Annotated in this window: 12 protein-coding genes; 8 read left to right on the forward strand and 4 right to left on the reverse strand. The window is 68.7% G+C overall.

All coding sequences use genetic code 11. The features are described from left to right. Positions 1 to 132: 132 nt before the first annotated feature. Together B1991_RS06010 and B1991_RS06015 are read right to left on the reverse strand one after the other, a co-directional pair. Positions 133 to 570 carry an RcnB family protein gene (locus B1991_RS06010; RefSeq protein ID WP_136257810.1) on the reverse strand — a complete coding sequence of 146 codons (438 nt, stop codon included), beginning with the start codon at positions 568 to 570 and terminating at the stop codon, positions 133 to 135. Positions 571 to 727: 157 nt separating this feature from the next. Continuing rightward, positions 728 to 2,005: a 6-phosphofructokinase gene (locus B1991_RS06015; protein ID WP_136257811.1), complete on the reverse strand. Its 1,278-nt coding sequence runs from the start codon at positions 2,003 to 2,005 to the stop codon at positions 728 to 730. A 189-nt stretch (positions 2,006 to 2,194) separates the two neighbouring features. On the opposite strand from B1991_RS06015, the gene B1991_RS06020 reads away from it, so the two are divergent. From B1991_RS06020 to B1991_RS06045, 6 genes are read left to right on the forward strand one after another with little or no spacing between them, the layout of a single operon-like run. Beyond that, positions 2,195 to 2,779 carry an adenylate kinase gene (locus B1991_RS06020; protein ID WP_136257812.1) on the forward strand — a complete coding sequence of 195 codons (585 nt, stop codon included), beginning with the start codon at positions 2,195 to 2,197 and terminating at the stop codon, positions 2,777 to 2,779. 36 nt (positions 2,780 to 2,815) lie between these two features. After that, a complete protein-coding gene (gene mpl, locus B1991_RS06025) occupies positions 2,816 to 4,261 on the forward strand; it encodes a UDP-N-acetylmuramate:L-alanyl-gamma-D-glutamyl-meso-diaminopimelate ligase (RefSeq protein WP_136257813.1) in 1,446 nt (481 codons plus the stop codon). Positions 4,262 to 4,306: 45 nt separating this feature from the next. Then, positions 4,307 to 4,909, forward strand: coding sequence for an LON peptidase substrate-binding domain-containing protein (locus tag B1991_RS06030; RefSeq protein WP_136257814.1), 603 nt, complete (start codon positions 4,307 to 4,309; stop codon positions 4,907 to 4,909). A gap of 44 nt (positions 4,910 to 4,953) precedes the next feature. Next, positions 4,954 to 5,778 (forward strand): SDR family oxidoreductase, encoded by an 825-nt coding sequence (locus B1991_RS06035; protein ID WP_136257815.1) that lies wholly within the window; start codon positions 4,954 to 4,956, stop codon positions 5,776 to 5,778. Then, the gene (locus tag B1991_RS06040; protein ID WP_136257816.1) at positions 5,775 to 7,025 is read left to right on the forward strand and encodes an acetylornithine/succinylornithine family transaminase; all 1,251 of its coding nucleotides are present in this window, start codon (positions 5,775 to 5,777) and stop codon (positions 7,023 to 7,025) included. The genes B1991_RS06035 and B1991_RS06040 overlap by 4 nt, the downstream gene beginning before the upstream one ends. After that, positions 7,022 to 7,441 (forward strand): VOC family protein, encoded by a 420-nt coding sequence (locus B1991_RS06045; RefSeq protein WP_136257817.1) that lies wholly within the window; start codon positions 7,022 to 7,024, stop codon positions 7,439 to 7,441. Before B1991_RS06040 ends, B1991_RS06045 begins: the two co-directional genes overlap by 4 nt. Position 7,442: 1 nt before the next feature. Here the strand turns inward: B1991_RS06045 and hemL are convergent, their stop codons facing one another. Next, positions 7,443 to 8,726, reverse strand: a complete 1,284-nt coding sequence (gene hemL, locus B1991_RS06050) for a glutamate-1-semialdehyde 2,1-aminomutase (protein WP_136257818.1) — start codon at positions 8,724 to 8,726, stop codon at positions 7,443 to 7,445. 7 nt (positions 8,727 to 8,733) lie between these two features. Then, entirely contained in the window at positions 8,734 to 9,369 is a 636-nt protein-coding gene (gene thiE / locus B1991_RS06055) for a thiamine phosphate synthase (protein WP_136257819.1), read from the reverse strand. A gap of 107 nt (positions 9,370 to 9,476) precedes the next feature. On the opposite strand from thiE, the gene B1991_RS06060 reads away from it, so the two are divergent. Together B1991_RS06060 and B1991_RS06065 are read left to right on the forward strand one after the other, a co-directional pair. Further along, entirely contained in the window at positions 9,477 to 9,674 is a 198-nt protein-coding gene (locus tag B1991_RS06060; protein ID WP_136257820.1) for a rubredoxin, read from the forward strand. 107 nt (positions 9,675 to 9,781) lie between these two features. Further along, positions 9,782 to 9,973 (forward strand): hypothetical protein, encoded by a 192-nt coding sequence (locus B1991_RS06065; protein ID WP_136257821.1) that lies wholly within the window; start codon positions 9,782 to 9,784, stop codon positions 9,971 to 9,973. Positions 9,974 to 10,326: the final 353 nt, after the last annotated feature.

Below are 10,326 nucleotides of genomic sequence, written 5' to 3' on the forward strand. Positions count from 1 at the left end.
GTCCGGAACGGGCGGTCCCGGGGAGTATAGGCAGAGGCGGCGGTGCAGGCCGTTGTGCGGCGCAGCGCCGCGTGCAAAAAGAAGAGGCCATGCACGTGTGCATGGCCTCGGGTCGTCCGGATCGGTAACGGCTTATTGCAGCGCGATGTCCAGGATGATGCCGGTGGCGATCGCGACCAGCAGGTAGTCGTTGTCCGCGCGCACCCAGTGATAGCCGCGCGGTGGCGGACGCAGGCGGTAATGGCCGTAATCGCGCACGACGTAGGTCGGGCCGTAGTAGCGGCGGCCGCGCTCCCAGCGATGGTGGCGCACCGGGTAATAGCGTGGGCCGGCGTAGCGGTAATCGCGGTGGTCGTAGCCGTAGCGGCGGTCGTCATGCCGGCGCCAGTCGCCGTTCCGGCGATCGTCGTGCCAACGGCGGCCGTCATGGCGGCGATCGTGGCCACGGTCGTGACCCCGGTCGTGGCCGTATCGGCCGTGGTCGCCCGGACCGGGGCCGGGGGCGGCCAGCGCGATGCTGCCGGTGCCGAGCAGGGCGAGGGCGATGAGCAGGCGGTGGATGAGTTTCATCTCAAGTCTCCTCCCGTGGAGGGTCGTGGCCGCAGCAGCACGGCGATCGACCCGGGCAGGATGGAGCGTAGGAAGCTGCGGCTGAACGCAAGCCTAGACGGGCGTTCCGGTTTTCAGGTGGCGCTCAGCACGGCGAAACCCGTCACGGGCGCGGAATTCAGCGCCCGAAGGCCATCAGCTTCTTCGTCACCGCCGTGTTCTTCAGCCGCACGTAGCGCGGCAGGCCGTCCTTGCCGTACGGCAGCGGCGCCTCGCCGCGGATCAGCGGGGCGAGGTAGCGGCGCGCAGCGGCGGTGATGCCGAAGCCGTCGCGGCTGATGAAGTTCTTCGGCATCTTCTTCTCGCGGTTGGCGATCTTCGCCAGCGGCGCCGGTTCGATCTTCCAGCGGTACGGCGCGTCGGCGGTGCGCACGATCACCGGCATCACCGCGTTCATCCCGGCCAGCGCGTAGTCGACCGCGGCCTTGCCCACGGCGTACGCCTGTTCGGCGTCGACCTGCGAGGCGGCATGTCGCGCCGAGCGCTGCAGGTAGTCGGGCAGCGCCCAGTGATACTTGTAGCCGAGCTTTGCCTTCACCAGCGCGGCCAGCACCGGCGCCACGCCGCCGAGCTGGCTGTGGCCGAACGCGTCGCGCGTGCCGGCTTCGGCGAGGAACTGGCCGGCGGCGTTGCGCACGCCTTCGGAGGCGACCACGGTGCACCAGCCGACGCGCTCGACGGTGGCTTTCACCTTGGCCAGGAACGCCGCCTCGTCGAATGCGTTCTCGGGGAACAGGATGAGGTGCGGCGGCGCGTCGGCGCCTTCGCCGGCCAGTCCGGCGGCAGCGGCGATCCAGCCGGCGTGGCGGCCCATCACTTCGAGGATGAACACCTTGGTCGAGGTGTCGGCCATCGAGGCCACGTCGAGGCTGGCCTCCAGCGTGGAGATCGCGGTGTACTTCGCCACCGAGCCGAAGCCGGGGCAGCAGTCGGTGACGGCGAGGTCGTTGTCCACCGTCTTCGGCACGCCGATGCAGCGGATGTCGTAGCCCAGTGCCTTGCCGATCTGCGAGAGCTTCAGCGCGGTGTCGGCCGAGTCGTTGCCGCCGTTGTAGAGGAACCAGCGGATGTCGTGGGCGCGGAACACCTCGATCAGCCGCTCGTATTCGGCGCGGTTGTCCTGCAGCGACTTCAGCTTGTAGCGGCACGAGCCGAATGCGCCGCCGGGGGTGTGGCGCAGCGCGGCGATCGCGGCGGCCGATTCCTTCGAGGTGTCGATCAGTTCCTCGCGCAGCGCGCCGAGGATGCCGTTGCGCGCGGCGTACACCTTCACGCCCTTGCCGCGGGCGGCCTCGATCACGCCGGCGGCGGTGGCGTTGATCACGGCGGTGACGCCGCCGGACTGGGCGTACAGCAGGTTGCCGGTGGCGGCGGGGGAACGGCGGCTCGGGCTCATGGGATCCTCGATCGGGCAGTGGTAGCGTGGCGGCGGTGTCGGCAAATCTTTTTCTGCAACAATCACTTGGCCGGGTGCGACGAAGGTCGCTGTTTGACGGCACCCGGTGCAGCGGCTAATTTGACGGCAATTTCGTGCATCGGGCGGGTTGCTGCAGCGTGCGGCGGCCCGCCGAACTCGTGGAGCATTATGCGACTCGTCCTACTTGGTGCGCCCGGTTCGGGCAAAGGTACGCAGGCGGCCCGGCTGAAGACGGCGCTGGGCGTTCCGCATATCTCGACCGGCGACATGCTGCGCGCTGCCGTCGCCGCCGGCACCGCGATGGGGCTCAAGGCCAAGGCGGTGATGGACGCCGGCCAGCTGGTCTCCGACGACATCCTGCTCGGCATGCTGGAAGAGCGCCTGGCCCAGGCCGACGCGAAGGCCGGCTTCATCCTCGACGGCTACCCGCGCAACCTGGCCCAGGCCGACGCGCTCGACCACCTGCTGGCCAAGCTGGGCCAGCCGCTGGACGCGGTGGTGAAGCTGGAGGTGCCGAACCAGGCGATCATCGGCCGCTGCGAAATCCGCTACAAGGCCGAAGGCCGCGCCGACGACAACCCGGATACCGTGCGCAAGCGCCTGGCCATCTACGCCGAGCAGACCGCGCCGGTGGCGGACTTCTACGCCGGCCGCGGCAAGCTGCAGGTGGTGGACGGCGTCGGCGAACTGGCCGAGGTCACCGCGCGGATCGAACGCGCGCTGCGGAACGAAGCCGCCACCGCGAACGGCTGAGTCCGCTTCCCGCGCCCGGAGAGGGAAGCGCCCGCCATGCGTCTGCACATCCTCGGCATCTGCGGCACCTTCATGGGCGGCGTCGCCGCGCTCGCGCGCGAGCTGGGCCACGCGGTCGAAGGTTCCGACGCGAACGTCTACCCGCCGATGAGCACCCAGCTGGAGGCGCTCGGCATCGGCCTGATGAGCGGCTACGCCGCCGAACACCTGCAACCGGCCCCCGATCTGGTGGTGGTCGGCAACGCGATGAGTCGCGGCAATCCGGCCGTCGAGTACATGCTCGACGCACGCCTGCGCTACATCTCCGGGCCGCAGTGGCTGGGCGAGACGGTGCTGGCCGGGCGCGACGTGCTGGCGGTGGCCGGCACCCACGGCAAGACCACCACCACCAGCCTGCTGGCGCATCTGCTGGGGAGTGCGGGGATGGCGCCCGGCTTTCTGGTCGGCGGCGTGCCGGGGAATTTCGGCGTGTCGGCGCGGCTGGGGGGCAAGCAGGCATACGCGAGCCCCGAACCCTCATCCGGCGCTGCGCGCCACCTTCTCCCGAGGGGAGAAGGGAGTGTTGTGCCGCCTGCGGCGGCGCCTTTCGTGATCGAAGCGGACGAATACGACACCGCCTTCTTCGACAAGCGCTCGAAGTTCGTGCACTACCGCCCGCGCATCGCGATCCTCAACAACCTCGAGTACGACCACGCGGACATCTTCCCCGATGTGGCCGCGATCCAGCGCCAGTTCCATCACCTGGTGCGCACCGTGCCGGGCAACGGCCGGCTGATCGTCAACGCGCATGACGAGCGCCTCGCCGAAGTGCTGGCGATGGGCTGCTGGACGCCGGTGGAGACTTTCGGCATTGGCCGCGGCGACTGGCAGGCCACGCTGATCGAGGCGGACGGCTCGGCGTTTGCCGTGCAGCGCGCCGGCGAGCGGCTCGGCGAGGTGCGCTGGTCGCTGCTGGGCAACCACAGCGTGATGAACGCGCTGGCCGCGCTCGCCGCGGCGACCGCCGCCGGCGCCGATCCGCGTGCGCTGCTGCCGGCGTTCACCAGCTTCGAGAGCGTCAAGCGGCGGATGGAGCTGGTCGGCGAAGTGAACGGCGTGCGCGTCTACGACGATTTCGCCCACCACCCCACCGCGATCGCCACCACCCTGGCCGGGCTGCGCGCGAAGGTGAGTGGCGCGCGCATCCTGGTGGCGCTGGAGCCGCGCTCCAATTCGATGCGCCAGGGCGCGCACGCCGCGGCGCTGGCGCCGTCGCTGGTCGACGCCGATCGCGTGTTGTTCCTGCAGCGCGCCGAACTGCCCTGGGACGCCGGTGCGGTGATCTCCGCGCTCGACGGTCACGGCACCGCAGTGCCGACCGTCGACGCACTGATGGCCGAGTTGCACCGGCAGGTGCGCCCCGGTGACCAGGTGGTGTTCATGTCCAACGGCGGTTTCGAGGCTGCGCCGCGGCGCTTCGTCGAGCGCCTGCGCGGAGCCTGACGCCGCGCGCAGACCGTCGTGGTCGGCACTGGGTACACTCGGCCGATGGCCGTCAAATCCGCGCTGCTCGACATCCCGCTGTTCCCGCTCTCCTCGGTGCTGTTTCCAGGCGGGCGGCTGCACCTGCGCATCTTCGAGCCGCGTTACCTGGACCTGGTGCGCGAGTGCTGCCGCGACGGCAGCCCGTTCGGCGTGTGCCTGATCCTGGCTGGACGCGAGAGCGGCGAGCCGGCCGTGCCGGCGGCGATCGGTACGTTGGCGCGCATCAGCGATTTCCAGCGCGACGAAGACGGCCTGCTCGGCATCGTCGCCGAAGGTGGCGCGCGCTTTCGGGTGTCGCGCAGCCGTGCGCGCGCCGACGGCCAGTTGCGCGGCAACGCCGAGCGCTGGCCCGGCGAACCGACGCAGGAGGTGCCGGTGGAGTTCGCCCTGCTGCAGAGCATCCTCGAACGGCTGATCGAGACGATGGCGCCGCATTGGCGGCACGCCGCGCGCAGCGACTACGAAGACGCCAGCTGGCTGGGCTTCCGCCTGGCCGAACTGCTGCCGCTGGACACCGGCGAACAACAGCGCATGCTGGAACTGACCGATCCGCTGCAGCGCCTGGCCGAGCTGCGCGACATCCTGCCGCGTTTCCAGAAGGCGTGAGCGGCCCGGCTACACTGGACGTTCATCCTACGGAGTCGATTCGCATGAGTTCGCTCGCTGGCAAGACCTTGTTCATCACCGGCGCCTCGCGTGGCATCGGCCTGGCGATTGCGCGCCGGGCCGCGCGCGACGGTGCCAACATCGTGATCGCGGCCAAGAGCGCAGTGTCCAATCCCAAGCTGCCCGGCACCATTCACACCGCCGCAGCCGAGATCGAAGCGGCGGGTGGTCATGCGCTGGCGCTGCAGGTGGACATCCGCGAGGAGGCCGAGGTGGTCGCCGCGGCGGCGCGGGCGGCGGAGCACTTCGGCGGCATCGACATCGTGGTCAACAACGCCAGCGCGATCTGGCTCGCCGGCACCGAAGGCACGCCGATGAAGCGCTTCGACCTGATGCACCAGGTCAACACCCGCGGCACTTTCCTGGTCACCCAGGCCTGCCTGCCGTACCTGAAGAAGGCCGCCAACCCGCACGTGCTGATGCTGTCGCCGCCGCCCAGCCTCGATCCGAAATGGTTCGCGCCGCATGTCGCCTACACCATCGCCAAGATGGGCATGAGCCTGTGCGTGCTGGGCATGAGCGCCGAGTTCGCCCCGCTCGGCATTGCGGTCAATGCGCTGTGGCCGCGCACGGTGATCGCCACCGCCGCGATCGCGATGATCGACGGCGTCACCGCCGGGCAGTGCCGACGACCGGAGATCGTGGCCGATGCCGCTCACGCCATCCTGACCCGACCGGCCCGCGACTACACCGGCCATTTCGCGATCGACGACGAAGTGCTGCGCGAAACCGGCGTGACCGATTTCGACCAGTACGCCGTCGAACCCGGCACCGACCTGCTGCCGGACCTGTTCCTGGAGCGCCCATGAGATCGCCCGAGCAGGAACTGCTGGCCCTCGGCAAGCGTTACTGGCTGCCGGTCTACAAGCCGCGCGAGCTGGTGCTCGATCACGGCCGCGGCTCGCGCGTGTGGGACACGCAGGGCCGCGACTACATCGACTTCGGCGCCGGCATCGCGGTGAATGCGCTGGGCCACCAGGACCCGGATCTGCTGGCCGCGCTGAACATGCAGGCGCACAAGCTGTGGCACGCCAGCAACGTGTTCTACACCGAACCGCCCCTGCGCCTGGCCGAGGAACTGGTGAAAGCCTCGGGGTTTGCCGAACGCGTATTCCTCTGCAACTCCGGCGCGGAGGCGAACGAGGCGGCGATCAAGCTGGTCCGGCGCTGGGCGGCCGCGCAGGGGCGCCCGGCGGAGCAGCGCACCATCGTCACCTTCAAGGGCTCCTTCCACGGTCGCACGCTGGCCACGGTGACCGCGACGGCGCAGCCGAAATACCAGGCCGGATACGAGCCGCTACCCGCCGGTTTTCGCTACCTCGATTACAACGACGCGGCAGCGCTGGAACTGGCCTTCAAGGCCGGCGACATTGCCGCCGTGATGCTGGAGCCCATCCAGGGCGAAGGTGGTGTGGTACCGGCGGCGCCGGGTTTCCTCGAACGCGTACGCGAGCTGTGCGACGAGCACGACGCCTTGCTCGTGCTGGACGAAATCCAGTGCGGCATGGGCCGCACCGGCGAGCTGTTCGCGCACGGCCAGGTCAAGCCGGACATCGTCACCCTGGCCAAGGCACTGGGCTGCGGTTTCCCCATCGGCGCCATGCTGGCGGGGCCGAAAGTGGCCGACACGATGCAGTACGGGTCGCACGGCACCACCTTCGGCGGCAATCCGATGGCCGCCGCGGTGGCGCGGGTGGCGCTGGCCAAGCTGGCCTCGCCGGCGATCCTCGCCAACGTGGAGCGCCAAGCCAACGATTTGCGCGCGGGCCTGGCCCGGATCAACCAGCCACTGGAGCTGTTCGACGAAGTGCGCGGGAGTGGCCTGATGATCGGCGCCGTGCTGGCGGATGCGTACAAGGGCAGGGCCGGCGAAATCCTTGACCACGCCGCGGCGCGCGGCGTGCTGCTGTTGCAGGCCGGCCCGGACGTGCTGCGCTTCGTGCCGCCGTTGTCCATCACCGACGAGGAACTGGCCGAAGGCCTGTCCCGCCTGCACGACGCTTTGAACGATTTCGTCGCAGGCCGGAAACCCGCGACAGACAGGAGTGGACCATGAAATATCTGCACACCATGGTGCGCGTGCGCGACATCGATGCCTCGCTGCGCTTCTATTGCGAAGGTCTGGGCCTGCGTGAAGTGCGCCGCATGGAAAACGCCCAGGGTCAGTTCACCCTGGTATTCCTCGCCGCGCCGGACAGCCCCGAGGCGGAAGTCGAGCTGACGTACAACTGGGGCTCCACCGAGGATTACGGCAGCGCCCGCAACTTCGGTCACCTCGCCTTCCGGGTGGAGGACATCTACGCCACCTGCCAGCGGCTGCTGGACATGGGCTACACCATCCATCGTCCGCCGCGCGACGGCCACATGGCTTTCGTGCGTTCGCCCGATCTGGTCTCGGTCGAGCTGCTGCAGGACGGCCACCTGCCGCCGCGCGAACCGTGGACGTCCATGCCCAATACCGGCAGCTGGTGAATCAGGCGCGCGCGTCGCGCAGGGCGCCGCGCGCGGCCTCCAGCGTGTCGGCGATGTCCTGGTCGCTGTGTGCGCTGGACATGAAGCCCGCCTCGAAAGCCGAAGGCGCCAGGTACACGCCACGCTTCAGCATGCCGTGGAAGAAGCGGTTGAACAGGGCGACGTCCGCGGCGGTGGCCTGCGCGTAGCTGTTCACTTGCCCGGCGCTGAAGAACAGGCCGAACATGCCGCCCACGCGGTTGGTGCTGAACGCCACGCCCTCGCCGTCGGCGACTGATTGCAGGCCATCGCAGAGCAGGCGCGTGCGCGCGGCCAGACGATCGTGGAAGCCGGGTGCCTGGATCAGCTCCAGCATGGTCAGGCCCGCGGCCATCGCCACCGGATTGCCGCTGAGCGTGCCGGCCTGGTAGATCGGGCCTGACGGAGCAATCTGTTCCATCAGGTCCCTGCGGCCGCCGTAGGCGCCGACCGGCATGCCGCCGCCGATGATCTTGCCGAACGTGGTGAGGTCCGGCGTGACGCCGTAATGCGCCTGCGCGCCACCCAGCGCGACGCGGAAACCGGTCATCACTTCGTCGAAGATCAGCACGGCGCCATGTTGCGTGCAAAGTTCGCGCAGCCCCTGCAAATAGCCGTCCATCGGCGGGATGCAGTTCATGTTGCCGGCGACCGGCTCGATGATCAGGCCGGCGATCTCGCCGCCAAGCTCGGCGAACAGCGCCTGCGCTGCCGCCAGATCGTTGTAGGGCAGGGTGAGCGTGAGGTCCGCATTCGCCTTCGGCACGCCCGGCGAGGTCGGCACGCCGAAGGTCAGCGCACCGGAGCCGGCCTTGACCAGAAAACTGTCGCCATGACCGTGGTAGCAGCCCTCGAACTTCACGATCTTGCTGCGGCCGGTGGCGCCGCGGGCGAGCCGGATCGCCGACATCGTCGCCTCGGTACCGGAATTGACCATGCGCACCATCTCGATCGACGGGATCAGCCGCGCAATCGTTTCGGCCATCACCACTTCGGCCGCGCACGGCGTGCCGAAGGAAAGACCGTCGCGCACCGCGCGCTCCACCGCCGCGCGCACGGCCGGATGGTTGTGGCCGACGATCATCGGGCCCCACGAGCCGACGTAGTCGATGTAGCGCGTCCCTTCGACGTCCCACAGGTACGCGCCATCGGCGCGAGCGGTGAAGAACGGTTCGCCGCCGACCGACTTGAATGCGCGCACCGGCGAATTCACGCCGCCGGGCAGCAACGGGAGGGCGCGCTGGAACAGTTCGTGGTTGGTCGTCATCGGATTCTCAAGGATTGGGCGAGGGAAACAGCCGGGCGAAGCGCTGTGCCGCGTCGCGCACGTCGGGCGCAGCGAACAGCGAGGAAATCGAAGCCACGTAATCGGCGCCGGCCTCGATCAGCAAGGCAGCATTGTCCGGCGTGATGCCGCCGATCGCCACCCGTGCCACACCCAGCGCGGCGCTTTGCCTCAGCAGATCCACCGGGGCGATCGTTGCCTGCGGCTTGGTCGGCGAGGGATACATTGCGCCGAACGACACGTAGCTGGCGCCCGCCTGTGCCGCACTGCGCGCGTCGGCCAGCGAGTCGCGACAGGCGACACCGATGATGGCGGCCGGGCCAAGGCATTCGCGTGCGGCGCGGATCGCATCGACCGAGTGCGCCAGATGCACGCCGTCGGCGCCGACGGCCTGCGCCAGCGCCACGTCCTCATGGATGATCAGCGGCACCGCATGCTGCCGGCACAATGACGCGATCGCTGCAGTCTCGGCGCGACGACGCGCATCGCCGGGCTCCTCGTCCAGGTATTGCAGCAGCCGGGCGCCGCCGGCCAGCGCCTGGGCCACCACGTGGAGCAGGTCGGGGCGTGGTCCATTGGTGATCGCGTACAGGCCACCTGGTGCGAGCGTAGCGGGATGTTTCATGGGCGGATTTCCGATGGCGTGAAGGCGGCGAGATCGTTGCTGTGCTTTCGCATTGTCGGTCGAGTTGCGAGAATGTCCTATTCCCAGTCATCCGAAGAAGCCCGACCATGAGCCAGAGTTCTCCCGGCGCCGCTGCCACACGCAAATGGATGTGCGTCGTATGCGGCTACATCTACGACGAAGCGGAGGGCGTTCCTGACGAAGGCATTCCGGCAGGCACGCGCTGGGAAGACGTACCCGAGACCTGGACCTGTCCGGATTGCGGGACGACCAAGGACGACTTCGAGATGATCGAGATCGACTAAGCGCAGCGTTGCGCCCGCAAACGGCCAGACCCCGCCGGCGAATTGGCCGAGCAGGCTGCTCTGATGAACTCGCGCACGGTTGGTGCGCGCGGATCAGGAGCATCCCCATGCTGCAGTTCATTCCTTTCGAAGACGACTGGGACGCGCTCGAGCGCATGCGCCCGGAGGATCTCATTCCCTATCGAGTTGGTTTGCTGCCCGAACCGGCACCCGTAGCGCCAATCGTGTGCACTACGACTCCATCGCAGGCGACGCATCCGGCGCGGCCGCTGTCGCCGTCCGGCTCCGCGGGATTCTGATGCAGGCGAACCCTCCGCATGATGGTGCGGAGGGGCCGTTTCACGGCCATCGGCGCGCCATCGCCGGGAAGAAACTGCGTGCAGGCCCTTCCCACGGACGCGGTGCGGCGCTATGATGCTCGCCCCTTCGATGGCGGGCCCCGTCAACGAAGATTCCGCAGCAAAATCCCGTCGAGAATTTTTCACGCGGGTGTTGACGGCCTCGGAAAGCGATGTAGAATGGGCGGCTCACCCGGGACGAAAGGTCACGGGGCGATCCTCGCAAGAGGATCGGGCAGGAAGATCTTTGACAGTGTGCGCAGGTGAATTGTGTGGACGTCTTGCGTTGATGGGTAGTGACCGGTCCAAGCAAT

It is taken from the genome of Rhodanobacter lindaniclasticus (assembly GCF_004799035.1).
GTDB classification, from domain to species: Bacteria; Pseudomonadota; Gammaproteobacteria; order Xanthomonadales; family Rhodanobacteraceae; genus Rhodanobacter; species Rhodanobacter lindaniclasticus.

Coding starts and splice junctions, on each gene's coding strand:
- B1991_RS06010 (WP_136257810.1), bottom strand. CDS start 570: ATGAAACTCATCCACCGCCTGCTCATCGCCCTCGCCCTGCTCGGCACC.
- B1991_RS06015 (WP_136257811.1), bottom strand. CDS start 2,005: ATGAGCCCGAGCCGCCGTTCCCCCGCCGCCACCGGCAACCTGCTGTAC.
- B1991_RS06020 (WP_136257812.1), top strand. CDS start 2,195: ATGCGACTCGTCCTACTTGGTGCGCCCGGTTCGGGCAAAGGTACGCAG.
- mpl (WP_136257813.1), top strand. CDS start 2,816: ATGCGTCTGCACATCCTCGGCATCTGCGGCACCTTCATGGGCGGCGTC.
- B1991_RS06030 (WP_136257814.1), top strand. CDS start 4,307: ATGGCCGTCAAATCCGCGCTGCTCGACATCCCGCTGTTCCCGCTCTCC.
- B1991_RS06035 (WP_136257815.1), top strand. CDS start 4,954: ATGAGTTCGCTCGCTGGCAAGACCTTGTTCATCACCGGCGCCTCGCGT.
- B1991_RS06040 (WP_136257816.1), top strand. CDS start 5,775: ATGAGATCGCCCGAGCAGGAACTGCTGGCCCTCGGCAAGCGTTACTGG.
- B1991_RS06045 (WP_136257817.1), top strand. CDS start 7,022: ATGAAATATCTGCACACCATGGTGCGCGTGCGCGACATCGATGCCTCG.
- hemL (WP_136257818.1), bottom strand. CDS start 8,726: ATGACGACCAACCACGAACTGTTCCAGCGCGCCCTCCCGTTGCTGCCC.
- thiE (WP_136257819.1), bottom strand. CDS start 9,369: ATGAAACATCCCGCTACGCTCGCACCAGGTGGCCTGTACGCGATCACC.
- B1991_RS06060 (WP_136257820.1), top strand. CDS start 9,477: ATGAGCCAGAGTTCTCCCGGCGCCGCTGCCACACGCAAATGGATGTGC.
- B1991_RS06065 (WP_136257821.1), top strand. CDS start 9,782: ATGCTGCAGTTCATTCCTTTCGAAGACGACTGGGACGCGCTCGAGCGC.